17 protein-coding genes, 1 pseudogene and 1 riboswitch are annotated in these 22,257 nt (G+C 53.3%); of the genes and pseudogenes, 14 read left to right on the plus strand and 4 right to left on the minus strand.

The window, feature by feature from the left end:
• The 12 genes and pseudogenes from tuf to uraH form a co-directional block, all read left to right on the plus strand.
• A pseudogene (gene tuf / locus ABEH87_RS21065) lies at positions 1 to 209 on the plus strand (elongation factor Tu); the annotation flags it as partial.
• Between the two features lie 270 nt (positions 210 to 479).
• Positions 480 to 863 (plus strand): preprotein translocase subunit SecE, encoded by a 384-nt coding sequence (secE, locus tag ABEH87_RS21070; protein ID WP_346579297.1) that lies wholly within the window; start codon positions 480 to 482, stop codon positions 861 to 863.
• Between the two features lies 1 nt (position 864).
• A complete protein-coding gene (gene nusG / locus ABEH87_RS21075) occupies positions 865 to 1,410 on the plus strand; it encodes a transcription termination/antitermination protein NusG (protein ID WP_062749168.1) in 546 nt (181 codons plus the stop codon).
• A gap of 198 nt (positions 1,411 to 1,608) precedes the next feature.
• Positions 1,609 to 2,037: a 50S ribosomal protein L11 gene (rplK, locus tag ABEH87_RS21080; protein WP_062749165.1), complete on the plus strand. Its 429-nt coding sequence runs from the start codon at positions 1,609 to 1,611 to the stop codon at positions 2,035 to 2,037.
• 3 nt (positions 2,038 to 2,040) lie between these two features.
• A complete protein-coding gene (gene rplA, locus ABEH87_RS21085; protein ID WP_346579299.1) occupies positions 2,041 to 2,745 on the plus strand; it encodes a 50S ribosomal protein L1 in 705 nt (234 codons plus the stop codon).
• A gap of 427 nt (positions 2,746 to 3,172) precedes the next feature.
• Positions 3,173 to 3,676: a 50S ribosomal protein L10 gene (gene rplJ / locus ABEH87_RS21090; RefSeq protein ID WP_346579301.1), complete on the plus strand. Its 504-nt coding sequence runs from the start codon at positions 3,173 to 3,175 to the stop codon at positions 3,674 to 3,676.
• A gap of 70 nt (positions 3,677 to 3,746) precedes the next feature.
• A complete protein-coding gene (rplL, locus tag ABEH87_RS21095; RefSeq protein WP_048914311.1) occupies positions 3,747 to 4,112 on the plus strand; it encodes a 50S ribosomal protein L7/L12 in 366 nt (121 codons plus the stop codon).
• Between the two features lie 327 nt (positions 4,113 to 4,439).
• Positions 4,440 to 8,468, plus strand: coding sequence for a DNA-directed RNA polymerase subunit beta (rpoB, locus tag ABEH87_RS21100; protein ID WP_346579302.1), 4,029 nt, complete (start codon positions 4,440 to 4,442; stop codon positions 8,466 to 8,468).
• An 85-nt stretch (positions 8,469 to 8,553) separates the two neighbouring features.
• Positions 8,554 to 12,777, plus strand: a complete 4,224-nt coding sequence (gene rpoC, locus ABEH87_RS21105; RefSeq protein ID WP_346579304.1) for a DNA-directed RNA polymerase subunit beta' — start codon at positions 8,554 to 8,556, stop codon at positions 12,775 to 12,777.
• A gap of 81 nt (positions 12,778 to 12,858) precedes the next feature.
• Positions 12,859 to 13,920 carry a DUF1176 domain-containing protein gene (locus tag ABEH87_RS21110; protein ID WP_346579305.1) on the plus strand — a complete coding sequence of 354 codons (1,062 nt, stop codon included), beginning with the start codon at positions 12,859 to 12,861 and terminating at the stop codon, positions 13,918 to 13,920.
• A gap of 99 nt (positions 13,921 to 14,019) precedes the next feature.
• The gene (locus tag ABEH87_RS21115) at positions 14,020 to 15,081 is read left to right on the plus strand and encodes a DUF1176 domain-containing protein (RefSeq protein WP_346579307.1); all 1,062 of its coding nucleotides are present in this window, start codon (positions 14,020 to 14,022) and stop codon (positions 15,079 to 15,081) included.
• 132 nt (positions 15,082 to 15,213) lie between these two features.
• Positions 15,214 to 15,636 carry a hydroxyisourate hydrolase gene (gene uraH / locus ABEH87_RS21120; RefSeq protein WP_346579309.1) on the plus strand — a complete coding sequence of 141 codons (423 nt, stop codon included), beginning with the start codon at positions 15,214 to 15,216 and terminating at the stop codon, positions 15,634 to 15,636.
• Between the two features lie 83 nt (positions 15,637 to 15,719).
• On the opposite strand, the gene ABEH87_RS21125 is transcribed toward uraH, so the two are convergent.
• Positions 15,720 to 15,908, minus strand: coding sequence for a DUF1127 domain-containing protein (locus ABEH87_RS21125; RefSeq protein WP_346579310.1), 189 nt, complete (start codon positions 15,906 to 15,908; stop codon positions 15,720 to 15,722).
• A 176-nt stretch (positions 15,909 to 16,084) separates the two neighbouring features.
• Here ABEH87_RS21125 and ABEH87_RS21130 point away from each other — a divergent pair, with 176 nt between their 5' ends.
• Positions 16,085 to 17,572 carry a PLP-dependent aminotransferase family protein gene (locus ABEH87_RS21130; protein ID WP_346579311.1) on the plus strand — a complete coding sequence of 496 codons (1,488 nt, stop codon included), beginning with the start codon at positions 16,085 to 16,087 and terminating at the stop codon, positions 17,570 to 17,572.
• A gap of 165 nt (positions 17,573 to 17,737) precedes the next feature.
• On the opposite strand, the gene thiE is transcribed toward ABEH87_RS21130, so the two are convergent.
• From thiE to rsd, 3 genes are all read right to left on the minus strand, one after another.
• Positions 17,738 to 18,382, minus strand: coding sequence for a thiamine phosphate synthase (thiE, locus tag ABEH87_RS21135; protein WP_346579313.1), 645 nt, complete (start codon positions 18,380 to 18,382; stop codon positions 17,738 to 17,740).
• Positions 18,379 to 20,328: a phosphomethylpyrimidine synthase ThiC gene (gene thiC / locus ABEH87_RS21140; RefSeq protein WP_346579314.1), complete on the minus strand. Its 1,950-nt coding sequence runs from the start codon at positions 20,326 to 20,328 to the stop codon at positions 18,379 to 18,381. Before thiC ends, thiE begins: the two co-directional genes overlap by 4 nt.
• Before the next feature lie 91 nt (positions 20,329 to 20,419).
• Positions 20,420 to 20,520: riboswitch (TPP riboswitch) on the minus strand.
• Between the two features lie 139 nt (positions 20,521 to 20,659).
• Positions 20,660 to 21,166, minus strand: coding sequence for a sigma D regulator (rsd, locus tag ABEH87_RS21145; RefSeq protein ID WP_346579316.1), 507 nt, complete (start codon positions 21,164 to 21,166; stop codon positions 20,660 to 20,662).
• A gap of 75 nt (positions 21,167 to 21,241) precedes the next feature.
• Between rsd and nudC the strand changes: the two genes are divergently transcribed.
• Complete coding sequence (gene nudC, locus ABEH87_RS21150) at positions 21,242 to 22,015, plus strand: NAD(+) diphosphatase (RefSeq protein WP_346579331.1); 774 nt, start codon at positions 21,242 to 21,244, stop codon at positions 22,013 to 22,015.
• Positions 22,016 to 22,257: the final 242 nt, after the last annotated feature.

Consider the following 22,257-nt stretch of genomic DNA (forward strand, 5'->3'; position numbering starts at 1 on the left):
GCTACCGTCCACAGTTCTACTTCCGTACTACTGACGTGACCGGTACCATCGAACTGCCAGAAGGCGTTGAGATGGTCATGCCAGGTGACAACATTCAGATGGTTGTTACCCTGATCCACCCAATCGCGATGGACGACGGTCTGCGTTTCGCAATCCGTGAAGGTGGTCGTACCGTTGGTGCTGGTGTTGTTGCTAAAGTTATCGCTTAATCGCTGATAATATTTGACGCAATGCACATGAAAAGGGCATCATTTGATGCCCTTTTTGCGCGCTGTAACATAGAACCTGACTCATCAGTGATTTTTTAGACCATAATCATTGCTGAGGCAGGCTCTGTAGCACGGCGTTTAAGCCAATAGTTTTCAGGTTACGACCTGGAATTAAAGGATATGCCGAGTTACGCCTAACAGCATCATTCGGTTCGGTTGCCTCGTATGACGGGGCAAAAGTGTTTCTGATTTATTGTGGCAGGTTGGTTTATGAGTGCTAATACCGAAGCTCAAGGAAACGGGCGCGGCCTGGAAATATTGAAGTGGATAGGTGTGGTGGTGCTTCTGGTCGCTGCTATCGCCGGTAACTCCTATTATCGCGAGATCACATTGCCTCTGCGTGCGCTCGCCGTCGTGGTTCTGATGGCTGCAGCAGCCGGCATTGCTCTGATTACCACCAAAGGCAAAGCGACGTTGGCTTTCGCCCGTGAAGCGCGCACTGAGGTTCGTAAGGTCATCTGGCCTACTCGTCAGGAAACGTTGCACACCACGTTAATCGTTGCCGCGGTAACTGCCGTGATGTCACTGATTTTGTGGGGACTGGATGGAATTCTGGTTCGTCTGGTATCGTTTATCACTGGCCTGAGGTTCTGAGATGTCTGAAGCTCCAAAAAAGCGCTGGTACGTCGTTCAGGCGTTTTCCGGTTTTGAAGGCCGCGTAGCTCAATCGCTGCGTGAGCATATCAAGTTACATAACATGGAAGAGCTGTTTGGCGATGTCATGGTTCCAACCGAAGAAGTGGTTGAGATCCGTGGTGGCCAGCGCCGTAAAAGCGAGCGCAAGTTCTTCCCAGGCTACGTGCTGGTTCAGATGGTGATGAACGATGCCAGCTGGCACCTGGTGCGCAGCGTGCCGCGTGTTATGGGCTTCATTGGTGGGACTTCTGACCGTCCGGCACCGATCAGCGACAAAGAAGTCGATGCGATCATGAACCGCCTGCAGCAGGCTGGCGACAAACCACGTCCGAAAACAATGTTTGAGCCAGGTGAAATGGTCCGCGTTAGCGATGGTCCGTTTGCTGACTTTAACGGCGTGGTGGAAGAAGTCGACTATGAAAAAAGCCGCCTGAAAGTGTCCGTCTCTATCTTCGGCCGTGCAACACCGGTTGAACTGGACTTCGGTCAGGTTGAAAAGGGCTAATTCCCCTTTTAAACGCCGCCTCTGCTGTTGATGCGGGGCGCGTAAAAATTACACGATCACTGGCATCTAGTGGTTGCGAGAGGCGCGAAATTGCACTACAATTTCGCGCCTTTTGTTTTTATACGCCGAAAGCTGGCGTGTGAATATTAATCACGGGGAGCTCCTTCAGGAGCGTTATCACCCAATAGAGGAATTATCATGGCTAAGAAAGTACAAGCCTACGTTAAGTTGCAGGTTGCAGCTGGTATGGCAAACCCAAGTCCACCGGTTGGTCCGGCACTGGGTCAGCAGGGCGTTAACATCATGGAATTCTGTAAAGCGTTCAACGCCAAAACAGAATCCCTGGAGAAAGGTCTTCCAACGCCAGTTGTGATCACCGTTTACTCTGACCGTTCTTTCACCTTCGTTACCAAGACCCCTCCTGCAGCAGTACTGCTGAAGAAAGCGGCTGGTATTAAGTCTGGTTCTGGCAAGCCGAACAAAGACAAAGTAGGTAAAGTATCGCGTGCTCAGGTACGTGAAATCGCAGAAACCAAAGCTGCGGACATGACTGGTGCTGACCTGGAAGCGATGACTCGCTCCATCGAAGGTACTGCTCGTTCCATGGGCCTGGTAGTAGAGGACTAAGAAATGGCTAAGCTGACCAAGCGCATGCGCGTGATCCGTGACAAAGTTGATTCAACTAAACAGTATGACATCAACGAAGCTGTTGCTCTGCTGAAAGAACTGGCTACTGCTAAGTTCGTAGAAAGCGTTGACGTAGCTGTGAACCTGGGCATTGATGCTCGTAAATCTGACCAGAACGTTCGCGGTGCAACTGTACTGCCACACGGTACTGGCCGTTCTGTTCGCGTTGCCGTATTTGCCCAGGGCGCAAACGCTGAAGCTGCTAAAGCAGCCGGCGCTGAGCTGGTAGGTATGGAAGATCTGGCTGACCAGATCAAAAAAGGCGAAATGAACTTCGACGTGGTTATCGCATCTCCAGATGCAATGCGCGTTGTTGGCCAGCTGGGTCAGGTTCTGGGCCCACGCGGTCTGATGCCAAACCCGAAAGTTGGTACTGTAACTCCTAACGTTGCTGAAGCAGTGAAAAACGCTAAAGCGGGTCAGGTTCGTTATCGTAACGACAAAAACGGCATCATCCATACCACTATCGGTAAGGTTGATTTCGACACAGATAAACTGAAAGAAAACCTGGAATCCCTGCTGGTTGCGCTGAAAAAAGCAAAACCTTCTCAGGCGAAAGGTGTTTTCATCAAGAAAGTTAGCCTGTCTACCACTATGGGTGCAGGTGTTGCAGTTGATCAGGCTGGCCTGAACGCTGTCGCTAACTAATCTGTGCTTTACGCGGGCGAAATTTTCATCTAGAATCTTACGCCCGTTGTTCTGTAAATATACAGAACCACTAATCGAGTCATTCGAGTTGCAGCAAGGCGGCAATTGAGTGAATCCCCAAGAGCGTAGTCCGCTACGTAACCGGGGTGAGCGAAAGAAGCTAACGCAGCTATAGCTTGAAGGACGACGTATTAGACAGAATTTTTAGGTTGGAGCCAGGCCTTATCCTGGCCTCCGTCCAAGACCGCAGGTGTTTCGCAAGAAACTTAATCTCCTGCGTAGACGGTGACAGAACCAAAAGAATATTTTTATAGTCTTTGCTGGATTCTGCTCACCGTGTTTTAGCGCCTTTCTGTGGCAACACAGTTCAGGTGAAGTGAGTTCCGGGGAAATCCATCCCCGGCCAAAAATCCAGGAGCACAAGCTAATGGCCTTAAATCTTCAAGACAAACAAGCGATTGTTGCTGAAGTCAGCGAAGTAGCCAAAGGCGCGCTGTCTGCGGTAGTTGCGGATTCTCGTGGCGTTACCGTAGATAAAATGACCGAACTGCGTAAAGCAGGACGTGCAGCTGGCGTATACATGCGTGTTGTTCGTAACACCTTGCTGCGCCGCGTCGTTGAAGGTACTCAGTTTGAGTGCCTGAAAGACACGTTAACCGGTCCTACCTTGATTGCATACTCTATGGAACACCCGGGCGCTGCTGCTCGTCTGTTCAAAGAGTTCGCGAAAGCGAATGCAAAATTCGAGGTTAAAGCTGCAGCCTTTGAAGGCGAGCTGATCAGTGCGGCTCAGATCGACCGCCTGGCAACTCTGCCAACTTACGATGAAGCAATCGCACGCCTGATGGCAACCATGAAAGAAGCCGCTGCCGGCAAACTGGTTCGCACTCTGGCTGCTGTACGCGATCAGAAAGAAGCTACTGCTGCTTAATAGCTGCACTGCTCTTCTTATCCGTTCATTTGCTAACGTACAAATTACTTTCTGAATTTAGGAACACGAAATGTCAATCACTAAAGACCAAATCATTGAAGGCGTTGCAGCTCTGTCTGTAATGGAAATCGTTGAACTGATCTCCGCTATGGAAGAGAAATTCGGCGTGTCAGCTGCTGCTGCTGTTGCAGGTCCTGCTGCTGCTGCTGAAGCTGTAGAAGAAAAAACCGAGTTCGACGTTGTACTGAAAGCTATCGGCGCTAACAAAGTTGCCGTGATCAAAGCAGTACGTGGCGCAACTGGTCTGGGCCTGAAAGAAGCTAAAGATCTGGTTGAGTCTGCACCTGCTGCCCTGAAAGAAGGCATCAGCAAAGACGACGCAGAAGCACTGAAGAAAGCACTGGAAGAAGCTGGCGCAGAAGTTGAAGTTAAATAAGCCAACCTTTCAGGTTGCAGCCTAGTCTTTTAGGCTGATGGCTGGTGACTTTTTGGTCACCAGCCTTTTTGCGCTCTACAGCGTCAATGATATTTCACACTGTTTAGTCATTGATTAGCTTAATATCTTTCTCTATCGACGACTTAATATACTGCCTTCCTGACTGGGTTCCCTGCTCAGACAACGGGCAACGAAATGATTTAAGCGTGATAGAAAGAGGTATTACGAAAAGCAGTCTTGTTTTTCGAACAACATAAAACAGCGTTGCATGAACTGTCCTCCTGGATGGACAGCGAGGTTCTACATTTCAGCGAGCTGAGGAACCCTATGGTTTACTCCTATACCGAGAAAAAACGTATTCGTAAGGATTTTGGAAAGCGTCCACAAGTTCTGGACATTCCATATCTCCTTTCTATCCAGCTTGACTCGTTTCAGAAGTTCATCGAGCAAGATCCGGAAGGTCAATATGGTCTGGAAGCAGCATTCCGCTCCGTATTCCCAATCCAAAGCTATAGCGGTAACTCTGAGCTGCAGTACGTCAGCTACCGTTTAGGCGAACCAGTATTTGATGTTAAAGAGTGTCAGATTCGTGGTGTCACGTACTCTGCCCCTCTGCGCGTAAAACTGCGCCTGGTGATCTACGAGCGCGAAGCGCCGGAAGGCACCGTTAAAGACATCAAAGAACAAGAAGTTTACATGGGCGAAATTCCGCTCATGACCGATAACGGTACCTTCGTGATTAACGGTACTGAACGCGTTATCGTTTCTCAGCTCCACCGTAGTCCTGGTGTCTTCTTCGACAGCGATAAGGGTAAAACCCACTCGTCCGGTAAAGTGCTGTATAACGCACGTATCATCCCTTACCGTGGTTCATGGCTGGACTTCGAGTTCGACCCGAAAGACAACCTGTTCGTCCGTATTGACCGTCGTCGTAAACTGCCTGCGACCATCATTCTGCGCGCGCTGAATTACACCACTGAGCAGATCCTTGACCTGTTCTTCGATAAAGTGGTTTATCAAATTCGCGATAACAAGCTGCAGATGGATCTGATCCCAGAGCGCCTGCGCGGTGAAACTGCGTCATTCGATATTGAATCGAACGGCACCGTTTACGTCGAAAAAGGTCGCCGCATTACTGCGCGCCATATTCGTCAGCTTGAGAAAGATGCTGTTTCACACATCGAAGTCCCGGTTGAGTACATTGCCGGCAAAGTCGTTGCTAAAGACTATGTCGATGAGAGCACCGGTGAACTGCTGATCGCGGCGAACATGGAACTGTCACTGGATCTGCTGGCTAAACTCAGCCAGTCCGGTCACAAGCGCATTGAAACCCTGTTTACCAACGACCTGGATCACGGTGCGTACATGTCTGAGACTGTACGTGTCGACCCAACCAGCGATCGCCTGAGCGCACTGGTTGAGATCTACCGCATGATGCGTCCTGGTGAGCCACCAACGCGTGAAGCGGCGGAAAACCTGTTCGAGAACCTGTTCTTCTCTGAAGACCGCTACGATCTGTCTGCGGTTGGTCGTATGAAGTTCAACCGTTCTCTGCTGCGTGACGAGATCGAAGGTTCCGGTATCCTGAGCAAAGACGACATCATTCAGGTGATGAAGAAGCTCATCGGTATCCGTAACGGTATTGGCGAAGTGGATGATATCGACCACCTCGGCAACCGTCGTATCCGTTCCGTTGGCGAAATGGCAGAAAACCAGTTCCGTGTTGGCCTTGTGCGCGTAGAGCGTGCGGTGAAAGAGCGTCTGTCCCTGGGCGATCTGGATACCCTGATGCCACAGGACATGATCAACGCCAAGCCTATTTCTGCGGCAGTGAAAGAGTTCTTCGGTTCGAGCCAGCTGTCACAGTTTATGGACCAGAACAACCCGCTGTCTGAGATCACGCATAAGCGTCGTATCTCTGCCCTGGGTCCAGGCGGTCTGACGCGTGAGCGTGCAGGCTTCGAAGTTCGAGACGTACACCCGACTCACTACGGTCGCGTATGTCCAATCGAAACGCCGGAAGGTCCAAACATCGGTCTGATCAACTCCTTGTCTGTTTATGCACAGACCAATGAGTATGGTTTCCTGGAAACACCATACCGTCGCGTTCGCGAAGGCGTGGTGACCGACGAAATTCATTACCTCTCTGCAATTGAAGAGGGTAACTACGTTATCGCTCAGGCCAACACCAACCTCGACGACGAAGGTCACTTCGTAGACGATCTGGTTACCTGCCGTAGCAAAGGCGAGTCGAGCCTCTTCAACCGCGATCAGGTTGACTACATGGACGTTTCCACCCAACAGGTGGTTTCCGTCGGTGCGTCACTGATCCCGTTCCTGGAGCACGATGACGCCAACCGCGCATTGATGGGTGCAAACATGCAACGTCAGGCGGTTCCAACTCTGCGTGCTGATAAGCCGCTGGTTGGTACCGGTATGGAACGCGCGGTAGCGGTTGACTCCGGTGTTACAGCCGTAGCGAAACGTGGTGGTACCGTTCAGTACGTGGATGCATCCCGTATCGTTATCAAAGTTAACGAAGACGAAATGTATCCGGGCGAAGCCGGTATCGACATTTACAACCTGACTAAATACACCCGTTCTAACCAGAACACCTGTATCAACCAGATGCCTTGCGTGAATCTGGGTGAGCCTATTGAACGTGGTGATGTGCTGGCTGATGGTCCTTCAACCGACCTCGGCGAACTGGCACTCGGTCAGAACATGCGCGTCGCGTTCATGCCGTGGAACGGCTACAACTTCGAAGACTCCATCTTAGTCTCCGAGCGCGTGGTACAGGAAGATCGCTTCACTACTATCCACATCCAGGAACTGGCATGTGTGTCTCGCGACACCAAGCTGGGGCCGGAAGAGATCACTGCCGACATCCCTAACGTGGGTGAAGCTGCGCTCTCCAAACTGGATGAATCCGGTATCGTGTATATCGGTGCGGAAGTGACCGGTGGTGACATTCTGGTTGGTAAGGTAACGCCGAAAGGTGAGACCCAGCTGACGCCAGAAGAGAAGCTGCTGCGTGCCATCTTCGGTGAGAAAGCGTCTGACGTTAAAGACTCTTCTCTGCGTGTACCAAACGGCGTGTCTGGTACCATCATCGACGTTCAGGTCTTTACCCGCGATGGCGTGGAAAAAGACAAACGTGCGCTGGAAATCGAAGAGATGCAGCTGAAGCAGGCGAAGAAAGACCTGTCTGAAGAACTGCAGATCCTCGAAGCTGGTTTGTTCAGCCGTATTAGCTATCTGCTGGTTGCCGGCGGTGTTGAAGCGGAAAAACTGGAGAAGCTGCCACGCGAGCGCTGGCTGGAACTCGGCCTGACCGACGAAGAAAAGCAAAACCAGCTGGAACAGCTGGCCGAGCAGTACGACGAGCTGAAGCACGAGTTTGAGAAGAAACTTGAAGCTAAGCGCCGCAAAATCACTCAGGGCGATGACCTGGCACCTGGCGTGCTGAAAATCGTTAAAGTGTATCTGGCCGTTAAACGTCAGATTCAGCCTGGTGACAAAATGGCAGGTCGTCACGGGAACAAAGGTGTTATCTCCAAGATCAACCCGATCGAAGATATGCCATACGATGAATACGGCACGCCGGTTGACATCGTACTGAACCCGCTGGGCGTACCATCACGTATGAACATTGGTCAGATTCTTGAAACCCACCTGGGTATGGCTGCGAAGGGCATTGGCGAGAAGATCAACGCTATGCTTAAGAAGCAGGAAGAAGTGTCCAAGCTGCGTGAATTCATTCAGCGTGCTTACGATCTGGGTAGCGATCTGCGCCAGAAAGTTGACCTGAACACCTTCACCGACGACGAAGTGCTGCGTCTGGCAGAGAACCTGAAAAAAGGTATGCCAATCGCAACGCCAGTGTTTGACGGCGCGAAAGAGAGCGAAATCAAAGAGCTGTTACAGCTCGGCGGCCTGCCTTCTTCTGGTCAGATTACACTGTTTGATGGTCGTACCGGTGAGCAGTTCGAACGTCAGGTTACCGTTGGCTACATGTACATGCTGAAGCTGAACCACCTGGTTGATGACAAAATGCATGCGCGTTCTACCGGTTCTTACAGCCTCGTTACTCAGCAGCCGCTGGGTGGTAAGGCGCAGTTCGGTGGTCAGCGCTTCGGTGAGATGGAAGTATGGGCACTGGAAGCATACGGTGCCGCTTATACCCTGCAGGAAATGCTGACCGTGAAGTCTGATGACGTGAACGGCCGTACCAAGATGTATAAAAACATCGTTGACGGCAATCATCAGATGGAACCGGGCATGCCGGAATCCTTCAACGTACTGTTGAAAGAGATCCGCTCGCTGGGTATTAACATCGAGCTGGAAGACGAGTAATAACTCGCATCTGCTGTACTGGTTACAGGGCGCCCGGGTCACTCCGGGCGTCTCTGAGAAGTCTCACTCCGACGGGAGCTAATCCGTGAAAGACTTACTTAAGTTTCTGAAAGCGCAAACTAAGACAGAAGAGTTTGATGCGATCAAGATCGCTCTGGCATCGCCAGATATGATCCGTTCATGGTCTTTTGGTGAAGTTAAAAAGCCAGAAACCATCAACTACCGTACGTTCAAACCAGAACGTGACGGGCTTTTCTGTGCGCGTATTTTCGGGCCAGTAAAAGACTACGAGTGCCTGTGCGGTAAGTACAAGCGCTTAAAACATCGCGGTGTGATCTGTGAGAAGTGTGGCGTTGAAGTTACACAGACCAAAGTTCGCCGTGAGCGTATGGGCCACATTGAGCTGGCTTCACCGACTGCGCACATCTGGTTCCTGAAATCGCTGCCTTCGCGCATCGGTTTGCTGCTGGATATGCCGCTGCGTGATATCGAACGTGTTCTTTACTTCGAATCTTACGTTGTCGTTGAAGGCGGTATGACCAACCTCGAAAAGCGCCAGATCCTGACTGAAGAGCAGTATCTCGACGCGCTGGAAGAGTTTGGTGACGAATTCGACGCTAAAATGGGTGCGGAAGCAATCCAGGCTCTGTTGAAAAACATGGACCTGGAGCAAGAGTGTGAGACTCTGCGTGAAGAGTTGAACGAAACTAACTCCGAAACCAAGCGTAAAAAACTGACCAAGCGTATCAAGCTGCTGGAAGCGTTCGTACAGTCTGGTAACAAACCAGAGTGGATGATCCTGACCGTGCTGCCTGTACTGCCACCGGATCTGCGTCCGCTGGTGCCGCTGGACGGCGGTCGTTTCGCGACTTCAGATCTGAACGATCTGTACCGTCGCGTGATCAACCGTAACAACCGTCTGAAACGCCTGCTGGATCTGGCTGCGCCGGATATCATCGTACGTAACGAAAAACGTATGTTGCAGGAAGCGGTCGATGCGCTGCTGGATAACGGCCGTCGCGGTCGTGCGATCACCGGTTCTAACAAACGTCCTCTGAAATCTTTGGCCGATATGATCAAAGGTAAACAGGGTCGTTTCCGTCAGAACTTGCTGGGTAAACGTGTCGACTACTCTGGTCGTTCGGTTATCACCGTAGGTCCATACCTGCGTCTGCATCAGTGTGGTCTGCCGAAGAAAATGGCACTGGAGCTGTTCAAACCGTTCATCTACGGCAAGCTGGAACTGCGTGGTCTTGCTACCACCATCAAAGCGGCTAAGAAAATGGTTGAGCGTGAAGAATCTGTCGTCTGGGATATCCTGGATGAAGTGATCCGCGAACACCCGGTCCTGCTGAACCGTGCACCTACTCTGCACCGTCTGGGCATCCAGGCGTTTGAGCCAGTACTGATCGAAGGTAAAGCTATCCAGCTGCACCCGCTGGTCTGTGCGGCCTATAACGCCGACTTCGATGGTGACCAGATGGCAGTACACGTTCCGCTGACGCTGGAAGCTCAGCTGGAAGCGCGTGCGCTGATGATGTCTACCAACAACATCCTGTCACCTGCGAACGGCGAGCCAATCATCGTTCCTTCTCAGGACGTTGTACTGGGTCTGTACTACATGACCCGCGACTGTGTTAACGCCAAAGGCGAAGGCATGGTGCTGACTGGCCCGAAAGAAGCTGAGCGTGTTTACCGCGCCGGCCATGCGTCTCTGCACGCTCGCGTTAAAGTGCGTATCACCGAGCACGAGAAAAACGAGCAGGGCGAATGGGTTGCTAAAACCAGCATCATCGACACGACTATTGGTCGTTCTATCCTGTGGATGATCGTACCTAAAGGTCTGCCTTACTCCATCGTCAACCAGGCGCTGGGTAAGAAAGCGATCTCCAAGATGCTGAACACCTGTTACCGCATCCTGGGTCTGAAGCCGACCGTTATCTTTGCTGACCAGACTATGTACACCGGCTTTGCCTATGCGGCACGTTCAGGTGCGTCTGTTGGTATCGACGACATGGTGATCCCAGAGAAGAAAGTGGAAATCATCACCGAAGCGGAAGCGGAAGTGGCTGAGATCCAGCAGCAGTTCCAGTCTGGTCTGGTTACCGCTGGCGAACGCTATAACAAAGTGATCGATATCTGGGCTGCGGCCAACGAACGCGTTGCGAAAGCGATGATGGAAAACCTCTCTACCGAACTCGTGATCAACCGCGATGGTGTGGAAGAGCGTCAGGTTTCCTTCAACAGCATCTTTATGATGGCCGACTCCGGTGCGCGTGGTTCTGCAGCGCAGATTCGTCAGCTGGCCGGTATGCGTGGTCTGATGGCTAAGCCAGATGGCTCAATCATCGAGACGCCAATCACCGCGAACTTCCGTGAAGGTCTGAACGTACTCCAGTACTTCATCTCCACGCACGGTGCGCGTAAAGGTCTTGCGGATACCGCACTGAAAACAGCTAACTCCGGTTACCTGACCCGTCGTCTGGTTGACGTCGCGCAGGATCTGGTCGTGACTGAAGATGACTGTGGTACGCACGAAGGCATCATGATGACTCCGGTCATCGAAGGTGGCGACGTGAAAGAACCGCTGCGTGAGCGCGTACTGGGTCGTGTGACCGCAGAAGACGTGATCAAGCCGGGTACTGCTGACATCCTTCTGCCACGTAACACCCTGCTGCACGAACAGCAGTGTGACCTGTTGGAAGAACACTCTGTTGACAGCCTGAAAGTGCGTTCCGTAGTAAGCTGCGAAACTGACTTCGGTGTGTGTGCTCACTGCTACGGTCGCGACCTGGCACGTGGTCACATCATCAACAAAGGTGAGGCTATCGGCGTTATCGCAGCACAGTCCATCGGTGAGCCGGGTACACAGCTGACGATGCGTACGTTCCACATCGGTGGTGCGGCATCTCGTGCGGCTGCTGAATCCAGCATTCAGGTCAAGAACAAAGGTACGCTGAAGCTGATCAACGCCAAGTCGGTAACCAACTCCGCTGGCAAGCTGGTGATCACCTCGCGTAACGTTGAACTGAAAATGATCGACGAATTTGGTCGTACCAAAGAGAGCTATAAAGTTCCTTACGGTTCAACCATGGCGAAAGGCGACGGCGAGCAGGTTGCAGCGGGCGAGACCGTAGCAAACTGGGATCCGCACACCATGCCAGTCATCACCGAAGTGAGCGGTTTCATTCGCTTCACTGACATGATTGATGGCCAGACCATTACCCGCCAGACGGATGACCTGACCGGTCTGTCCTCACTGGTTATCCTCGACAGTGCGGAACGTACTGCTGGTGGTAAAGATCTGCGTCCGGCACTGAAAATCGTTGATGCTAACGGTAACGATGTAATGATCCCAGGCTCCGATATGCCTGCTCAGTACTTCCTGCCGGGTAAAGCGATTGTACAGCTGGAAGATGGCATCAAGATCAGTTCTGGTGACACCCTTGCGCGTGTACCGCAGGAATCTGGCGGTACCAAGGACATCACCGGTGGTCTGCCACGCGTTGCTGACCTGTTCGAAGCCCGTCGTCCGAAAGAGCCGGCAATCCTGGCTGAGATCAGCGGCATCATTTCCTTCGGTAAAGAAACCAAAGGGAAGCGTCGTCTGGTGATCACGCCGATCGACGGTAGCGATCATTACGAAGAGATGATTCCGAAATGGCGTCAGCTGAACGTGTTCGAAGGTGAACGCGTAGAGCGCGGTGATGTTGTTTCCGATGGCCCAGAGTCTCCACATGACATTCTGCGTCTGCGTGGCGTGCATGCGGTGACCCGTTACATCACTAACGAAGTGCAGGAAGTTTACCGTCTGCAAGGCGTTAAGATTAACGATAAGCACATCGAAGTCATCGTTCGTCAGATGCTGCGTAAAGCAACCATCTCCAGCGCTGGAGGCACTGACTTCCTCGACGGTGAGCAGGTTGAGTTCTCACGCGTTAAGATTGCTAACCGCGATCTGGAAGCTAACGGCAAAATCTCTGCAACATTTGCACGCGATCTGCTGGGTATCACCAAAGCTTCCCTGGCAACCGAGTCGTTTATCTCTGCGGCTTCGTTCCAGGAAACCACGCGCGTACTGACCGAAGCAGCCGTTGCGGGCAAACGCGACGAACTGCGCGGTCTGAAAGAGAACGTTATCGTTGGCCGTCTGATCCCAGCCGGTACCGGTTATGCGTATCATCAGGATCGCATGCGTCGTAAAGCCGCGGGCGAAGCGCCAGTCGTGCCAGTCGTGACTGCCGATGAAGCCTCTGCCAGCCTGGCTGAGCTGCTTAACGCAGGAAACCTGGGCGGTAATGACGATTAATCGTCAACCACCTGTGGCATAATAAAAAACCTCGCTCCGGCGGGGTTTTTTTTCGACTAAACAAAATCACATGGACAAAAAATGCACAATAATAAGGTCGTGATGGCGCTGATGCTGATGGGATTGAGCGCGAGCGTTCAGGCAGCAGAGTGGGTTAACGCCCCGGTACAAAAGGTTTTTAAAAGCTGGCAGGTGACCTGCAACAACCTCAATGACTGTGAAGTGCGCAATACTGACGAGGCGCTGCGTATTACTCTTGAACGCAAGGCCGGGCCGGATGCGCAGCCTTCGCTCAGTTTCCAGCAGTGGGGCGATCTGAAACCGCAGGGCATCTGGCTGGACGGTAAACCCTGGCATTCCGGTATTGAGATTGCACCCTCCAAAATCAGTGGTGATGACAGCGCGGGTGGAAGCGATAAGCTGGCCGATATTCAGCAGTGGGTGCAGGCAAGCAAAAATGCCCTGACTATTGCGCTCGCACCCGGTACGGAAGGCGCCTCACTCAGCGGGCTGAATGCGGCGCTGTTGCTGGTGGATGAACGTCAGGGCCGTCTGGGGAATCAGACCGCACTGCTGAAAGTCGGTAACAGTGAGCCTTCAATGGTGCCCGGAAGGCCGGTGCCTGAGGTGATGAACTTCCCGGTGCCAAAAGTTGTGCCGCTCACTAACGCGGCTGCACTGATCGACGGCGCGATTGCCGCCAACAGACAGCTGCTGGCGAATGAGAGCTGCGAGCCAGATACGGCTGCGCGTGAACGAAGTGAGGCGCTGCCGCTGAATGATAAACAGGCGCTGGTGATGGTCAACTGTGGGCTGGGAGCCTATCAGTCTGCCAGCCTGCTGTTTATCAGTTCCCGTACTAACCCCGCTGAGATAAAGCAGTTGACGCTGCCGTTACCCGATAACGATGACCAGGGTAAACCGATAGTCATGAGCTGGTTTACGGAGGTCAGCTACGATCCGCAAACCGGTGAACTTTCTTACGCCGGGCGCGGACGCGGTATTGCCGACTGCGGGGACAGTGGCGGCTGGAAATATGACGGCAAAATCTTCCATCTGACATACTACAACAGACAGCCGGAATGTAACGGCGGTGACCCTGGCGACTGGCCGTCCATATGGGCGACAGCAGGAACAAAATAGTCAGCGGTGGAGACGGCGAGTAATTGGTCACCACCTGTGGCATAGTAAAAAACTCGCTTCGGCGAGTTTTTTTTGGCCGTTAAATTTCTGAGAGAAACAATGAATAATAAAAAAGTAGTGATGGCGTTCATGCTGCTGGGAGTCAGCGCAGGCGTTCAGGCTGAAGAGTGGGTCAACGCGCCGGTGCAGAAGGTGTTTAAAAACTGGCAGGTCACCTGTAACAACGTGAATGATTGCGATGTTCGCAATACTGACGAGACGCTGCGTATTATCCTGAAACGTCAGGCCGGGGCCGAGGCAAAACCGTCGGTTATCTTCCTGCAGTCGGGCGAACGCAAAGCGGAAGGGATCTGGCTGGAGGGTAAAGCCCTGGCTTCCGGTATTCACATTGCCCCTTCTCAGAGCAGCGATGATTTTAACGTCGGTCGCAGCGACAGCCTGGCGGATATCCAGCAGTGGTTACAGGCGAGCAAAAGTGCTCAGACGCTGGCACTTGCTCCAGGTGCAGACGCGATTTCTCTGGCGGGGCTGAGTGCAGCGCTGCTGCTGGTGGATGAACGGCAGGGGCGTCTGGATAACCAGACGGCTTTGCTGAAAGTGGGGAATAAGGCACCGTCAGCGGTTCCGCCCCGTCCCGCCCCTCCTGAATTAAACTTCCCGATCCCGGCAGTGGTGCCGTTGACCGATCCTGCTGCACTGGTTGATGGCGCCATTGCTGCCAATGGTAAGCTGCTGAATCAGCTGCAGTGCCCTCAGGACGATCACACTCGCGCACGCAGCTACGCTGAACCGCTGAACGACAAGCAGGCACTGGTTATGGTCAACTGCGGTCCGGGTGATTTTAAAACATTAAACGTGGTGTTTATCAGCTCACGCGATAACCCGAAAGAAACCAGACAGCTGACGCTGCCACTGCCTCTGAACGGTACTGACGGCAAGCCAGTGAGAGAAACCCTGTTCGCCCAGGGCGGTTACGATTCCGCCGTCGCCCATCTCTATTTTTCCGACCGTGGAAATGAGACCGCCAACTGCGGTAATAACGGCGGCTGGATTTATGACGGTAAGACGTTCCATCTGGCCCGTTTTAAAAATCAGCCTACCTGTCAGGGAGGGTTAACGATTGACTGGCCTTCCGTCTGGGTGACCAAAGGCAAAGAGTAGTCGTCTCAGGGGAGGGCATACCCCCTCCCTGCAAAATATCCTTCTGGGAAATTTCATATTTCCCGCAGCAAAATCGTCGTTACACCGCGCACCTGTTATCTTCATGCCGACATTAATGATAAGGAGTCCGACATGAAGATGGTTAAAGCCCTGGTGCTGACCAGCCTGGTAAGTGCTTCTCTGCCTGTACTGGCTGCCGGTGATGAAGCAATGAAAAACCCGTTGAGCGTTCACGTGCTGAACCTGCAAACTGGCGTACCGACATCCGGTGTAACGGTTGAACTCGAACAGCAGCAAAAGCAGGGTTGGGTAAAACTGGCCTCTGGCGTTACGGACAAAAACGGACGCATTCCGGCACTCTATCCGGCGGGTAAAACCATGGCAGCCGGTGATTACAAAGTCGTGTTCAAAACCGGTGATTACTACAAACAGCAAAAACAGCCGACTTTCTTCCCTGAGATCCCGGTGATCTTCCACGTGGAGAACAGTGACAGCCACTACCATATCCCACTGCTGTTAAGCCAGTACGGCTACTCTACCTACCGCGGTAACTGATTTTCGCCGGGCCATAAAAAAAGGGCAGCGCGGTGGAACATCCGCGTTGCCCTCCGGGCCATCCTTCGACCCAGGCCACATCACTATAAGTTGCGGACATCCTCACAGGTGAGTCCGATATCTTTTAGCTGCGCATCACTCAGACGCGACAAAATCTTGCGGGTACAGGAGCGGATACGTCGTGCCTGCCAGCGATGATAAGGCATAAGAAAGTTTGTTTTTATCAGCGCCCAGCTAAAGGGTTTCGCTGCTCTGTTCTCTTCAAATTCCATCACTGCCTCCTCATCACCTTAGGTATGGCCACTATTCTGTCGTTAAAGACGATTATGATACAGATGCAAAAAACACCTTTTATTGACATACAGATTGCGCGATAGTGTGACTGAATGGTGATTATTACCGCAATCTGTACTGGTTTACTGAAAGGTAACCGTGAGGGCAGGATACAATGACGCGTTATCAACGGCTGGCAGAACTGCTGGCACAACGTATAGAGCAGGGGCTGTATCAGGCCGGTGAGCGGCTTCCGTCCGTGCGGTCACTCAGCGCTGAACATGGCGTGAGCATTAGTACCGTGCAACAGGCTTACTATCTGCTGGAAGAAAAACAGCTGATCACACCGCAGCCGCGCTCCGGTTACTTTGTCACTCCACGTAAGGACGCGCCTCCACTGCCGCCGCTTACCCGCCCGGTCCAGCGCCCGGTAGAGATCACCCAGTGGGAGGCGGTCATGGATCTGCTCAATGCCCGGCTGAATGAAGACGTGCTCCAGCTGGGCAGCGGGATGCCTTACATCGATGCCCCCACGCTCAAGCCGCTGTGGAAAATTATCAGTCGTCTGGGGCAGCAGCAGGATCCCCGCCTGCTGAGCTATGACAATCTGTACGGTGTGCCGGAGCTGCGCGGACAGGTTGCGCGCCTGATGATTGACAGCGGCTGCCAGCTAACGGCGGATGACATCGTGATCACCACGGGCTGCCATGAAGCGCTGTCGGTGTCGATCAGAGCGGTCTGCCAGCCGGGAGATATTATTGCCGTCGAGTCACCGGCGTTTCACGGCACGATGCAAACCCTGCGCGGGTTCGGCATCCGCGCGATTGAAATCCCGACGGATTCGGTCACCGGCATCAGCCTGGAGGCGCTGGAGCTGGCGTTTGAACAGTGGCCGATTAATGCCGTGGTGGTGGTGCCTAACTGCAACAATCCGCTGGGGTTTGTGATGCCAGCGGCGCGTAAACAGGCCCTGCTGACGCTGGCACAGCGCTTCGATGCGGCGATTATTGAAGATGATGTGTACGGCGAGCTGGCCTTTGATTATCCGCGCCCGGCAACGATCAAGTCGCTGGATATGGATGGGCGTGTACTGCTTTGCAGCTCATTCTCTAAAACTCTGGCACCGGGCCTGCGCGTGGGTTGGGTGGCTCCGGGGCGCTATTTTGACCGCGTGTTGCATATGAAATATATCAGCACCGGCTCCACGGTGACCCAGACGCAGATGGCCGTTGCCGCGTTTATTCGTCAGGGATACTATCAGCCACATCTGCGACGGATGCGCAGTTACTATCAGCGCAACCTGGAAATATTTACCCGGCGGGTTCGCCACCATTTCCCGTGTGGCATTTGTGTCACTCGCCCGCAGGGCGGCTTCCTGATCTGGGTTGAGCTGCCGGAGCCTTTTGATGCGCTGCGGCTGAATCAGGACCTGCGGGCATCAGATATTCAGATCGCCGTGGGTTCCCTGTTTTCCGCATCAGGCAAATACCGTAACTGCCTGCGCCTCAGCTATGCCCAGCCTTTTACGGATAAAACCGAGCGTGCGCTGGAAATTCTGGGAGAGGCCGTTGAACGCGCCATGCTTTGCTGTTCAGCGGTGGCTGCGCCATTGCAGCAGGATGAGGCGGGAGAGGGCAGGGTCAGCGAGAAGGAAGAGTACTGACCCTGGCGGATGACCGGATTGTCACCCGCACTGCCACTATAGTGATTCCGACGGGTGAGAAAAGCCGCGAATGATAACGCTGCGCAGCGTCTTCAGCGTTGTTTACCGGCGTTACCGACGGTGACATTTTATTGCGGCCTCTCTTCCCGTTTGCTGGTAAAGACGCTAGCTCCGGCGGACCGTCTGCGCTTCCACCAGCTCAAGCAGCTGGTGGGTGGCGGCCCGCCAGTCACTGGCCTGGGTGATGGCGCTGACGACGGCAATGCTGCCGACGCCGGTGGCCATAACCTGCGGCACACGGTCCAGGCTGATCCCTCCGATGGCAACGGTAGAAATGCCTTTCAGTCGCCCAATGTGGCGCGCCAGCTCTTCCAGTCCCTGCGGCGCGGATGGCATCACTTTTGTTTGCGTCGGGAATACGTGACCCAGAGCAATATAAGAAGGCTGTTCGGCCAGCGCTCTGTCCAGCTCGACATCGTCATGCGTTGACAGACCAAGGCGCAGACCGGCAGCGTGAATCGCATCCAGGTCGGCAACATCAAGATCTTCCTGTCCAAGATGGACGCCGTAGGCCTGATGTTTGATTGCCAGCCGCCAGTAGTCATTAATAAACAGGCGCGCCTGATAGCGTTTACCCAGAGCAATGGCATCGACGATCTGCTGTTCGACTTCACTATCCGCGCAGTCTTTAATCCGTAACTGCAGTGTCCTCACGCCGGCATCCAGCAGGCGTGCAATCCATTCCACCGTATCGACCACCGGGTACAGGCCCAGCCGCGCTTCGGTAGCGGGAAAAGCGCCACGACTCATAATTTTTCCTCTGATTTCAGGTTATCTGCACGGTGATAAAGCTCACCGCCGCGATGGCGAAACGCCTCAGACATCTGTGCCATACCCATTTCGATCGGCCGGGCTTCGGCCTCCTGACGGGCAGCGTATTCACGTACTTCCTGAGTGATTTTCATAGAGCAAAATTTGGGGCCACACATTGAACAGAAGTGAGCCACTTTGCCGGACTCCTGCGGCAGGGTTTCATCGTGGTAAGCACGTGCGGTGTGCGGATCGAGCGCCAGGTTAAACTGGTCCTCCCAGCGGAATTCAAAACGCGCTTTCGACATCGCATTATCGCGAATTTGTGCGCCGGGGTGGCCTTTGGCGAGATCGGCAGCATGGGCGGCGATCTTGTAGGCGATCAGCCCCTGTTTCACGTCCTCTTTATTCGGCAGACCGAGGTGCTCCTTTGGCGTCACGTAGCACAGCATCGCGCAGCCAAACCAGCCGATCATCGCAGCACCAATACCGGAGGTGAAGTGATCGTATCCCGGCGCAATATCGGTGGTCAGCGGCCCCAGGGTATAAAACGGCGCTTCATGGCAGTGTTCAAGCTGTTCCGTCATGTTGACGCGGATCATCTGCATTGGCACATGGCCCGGCCCTTCAATCATCACCTGTACGTCATACTCCCAGGCGATTTTGGTCAGTTCGCCCAGCGTGCGCAGTTCGGCAAACTGCGCTTCGTCGTTGGCATCCTGAATTGAACCCGGACGCAGGCCATCCCCCAGCGACAGCGAGACATCATAAGCGGCACAAATTTCGCAAATCTCGCGGAAGTGTTGATAGAGAAAACTCTCCTGATGATGTGACAGGCACCATTTTGCCATGATCGACCCACCACGGGAGACGATGCCGGTTAGCCGTCTGGCGGTCATCGGCACGTAGCGTAGCAACACACCGGCATGGATGGTGAAATAATCAACGCCCTGTTCAGCCTGCTCCAGCAGCGTATCGCGGAAAATTTCCCAGTTGAGATCTTCTGCGACGCCGTTCACTTTTTCCAGCGCCTGGTAAATCGGCACGGTACCAATGGGAACCGGGCTGTTGCGCAGGAGCCATTCACGGGTTTCGTGAATATAACGCCCGGTTGAGAGATCCATTACCGTATCGGCACCCCAGCGCACCGACCATACCAGTTTTTCCACCTCTTCTTCGATCGAAGAGCTGACCGCGGAATTGCCGATATTGGCGTTAATCTTGACCAGGAAATTGCGGCCGATAATCATCGGCTCGGACTCCGGATGATTAATGTTGGCCGGGATAATCGCACGGCCGGCTGCCACCTCCTGGCGGACAAATTCAGCGGTGATGTTGTCCGGCAGCTGCGCGCCGAAGCTGTGGCCCGGATGCTGTTGCAGCAGGACATCACCCCGTATACGCTCGCGGCCCATATTCTCACGCAGGGCGATATACTCCATTTCCGGCGTGATAATGCCCTGACGGGCATAATGCATTTGAGTGACGCAGCGTCCTGCCAGTGACCGACGTGGCCGGGGCAGGTTCTCAAAGCGTAAGTGGTCCAGCCCGTCGTCTGCCAGGCGTTGTTGCGTGTAGGTCGAGCTGAGTTCCTCCCTCTCCTCGGTATCGCCCCGTCTGGCGATCCACTGGCTGCGCAGCTTCTGCAGCCCGGCATGGACATCAATCGTCGCGGTCGGGTCACCATACGGGCCTGCCGTATCGTAGACCGGTACCGGTTCGTTTTCTTCCAGCAGCGGTCGATCCTGGCTACCGCCCACGGTCGTCGGGCTGAGCTGGATCTCGCGCATCGGTACGCGGATATCCGGCTGCGACCCGCTCAGATAAATACGTTTTGAATTGGGAAAAGCCGTACCCTGCAGGGAGTCGATAAACTGCTGCGCGGCGGCGCGCTGTTGGCGGCGGCTGGCTTTTTTCTCAACGAAAGGTTTTTCAACGGTAGACATAGCAATTTCCTGATCATTAAACAGAAGTTTGCTTGCCTGGAGGCGGGGAGTAACGATAACGATGTGAGAAAATGGGCATTCACATCGCCATAGCAGATTTACTCTTGTTCCCTTCGCAGGTACTAACCTGATCAGGTTCCGCGGATCCCGAATTAACGGTCTCAGCCCCGAAGGGCACTCCGACAAGATATCGATGAGAATTATGGCTAATAAGTCACAACTCCCGGTCTCGAAATTAACACTACGCAGGGATGAGGCACGCCTCATCCGAACCCCTTCAGCATAAAGGGGCATTTTGGAAACTACAAGAAAATCACATTTTGATAACGAATCAGGCAGGGCGTGCGAGGGTGCAGGCGTTGGCAGCTTCTTGATTTTCAGCCATATTGTCTAAAGCTAACTGGATGAATTTATCTTCCAGAGTAAAGCGGGCTTCCAGCGCTTCACCCACAATGGACAGCGCATTCTGGAATTCCCGATAGTTGTCATGATCGATAGCGTCTTCCAGATGAGAATCATAAACCTGCATGATCCGATCGGTATTGGCCTTTAGTGAGGGGTAGATCAGCGACGCTTTCGCCAGCTGCTCAGTTCCTTCCAGCTCTTTGATAAAGCGTTGATAGACGGTGAAGTGGCCCGTCGAAAGATAATCCACCAGATTCAGGCAAAACGTATCGAGCGCGTTTTCATCGAGCGTCGTCAGCGTTTCCTTGTTAGGCTTGATACCAGCCACTTGATAGTAGGTAACCAGCAACTGCTTGCGCGAGCGCAGACAGAAGTCTACCAGCTCACTGCAACCGCCGACGCGCGCGGTGAGGACTTCTAACTGGTTAAGCATGTTCAACTCCGTGAGTGTTATATTTTAACGTCTGACCTCAATCCAGTCTTTAAGCTGAGGATGATGAGCAAAATGATGGAACAGGAAATTTTAAGCGTAGACGCTGGCTGGTGGATTGTCAGCCTGGAACATAAAATTTGGTTACCAAAAGGTGAATTACCTCAGGGGAATGCCGGTTTACTCGGTCTGGCAGGATCGCGGGGATCGCCGATTGGTGAGTGGCAGGGGCAAACCGTCTGGCTGATCCGCGATACGCGGCCTCAGGATATGGGATCGTTACGGCAGCTGCTCGATAGCGAAACCGGGCTGTTCCAGCTGGTCGGGCGGGGCATTCAGCTGGCGGAGTTCTATCGTTCGCACCGCTGGTGTGGCTACTGTGGCCACGAAATGCACCACAGCAAAACGGAATGGGCCTGTCTGTGTGGCCACTGCCGCCAGCGTTATTATCCGCAGATTGCACCCTGTATCATTGTTGCCATCCGCCGGGGGGATGAGATTCTGCTGGCGCAGCATACCCGACACCGCAACGGCGTGTTCACCGTGCTGGCCGGGTTTGTGGAGGTGGGAGAAACTCTTGAGCAGACGGTGGCGCGTGAAGTGATGGAAGAGAGCGGGATCACGGTAAAAAATCTGCGCTATGTCTCTTCACAGCCCTGGCCGTTCCCGCAGTCATTGATGATGGCTTTCATGGCCGACTATGCGGCGGGTGACATCAATATTGATCCTAAAGAGCTACTTTCTGCCGGCTGGTATCGCTACGATGCTCTACCCCTGCTCCCGCCTCCCGGCACCATAGCAAGACGTTTGATTGAAGATACTGTTGCATTATGTCGCGCAAGCGCGGAATAGTGCCGCGTGTAATCTGCGCTTTTATTTTTTCATTTTTTTATGCGATATAATCTTCTGGTTAGCTAAGTTGTTAATCAGGAGGTTATTATTTTTCAGTAAAAGTTATGAACGTTACTGGCTTTATCTCTGTAAAAAATTAAAATATCATCCCCAGAGTTGTTTATCAGCAGGAGAATATCTCTGTGGGGTATGGGTTAAGATAAATTAATATTTCTCTCAGCATGATCTTAATAAAGGTTCAA

It is taken from the genome of Erwinia sp. Eh17-17 (genome assembly GCF_039675725.1).
In the GTDB taxonomy this organism is placed as follows: domain Bacteria; phylum Pseudomonadota; class Gammaproteobacteria; order Enterobacterales; family Enterobacteriaceae; genus Erwinia.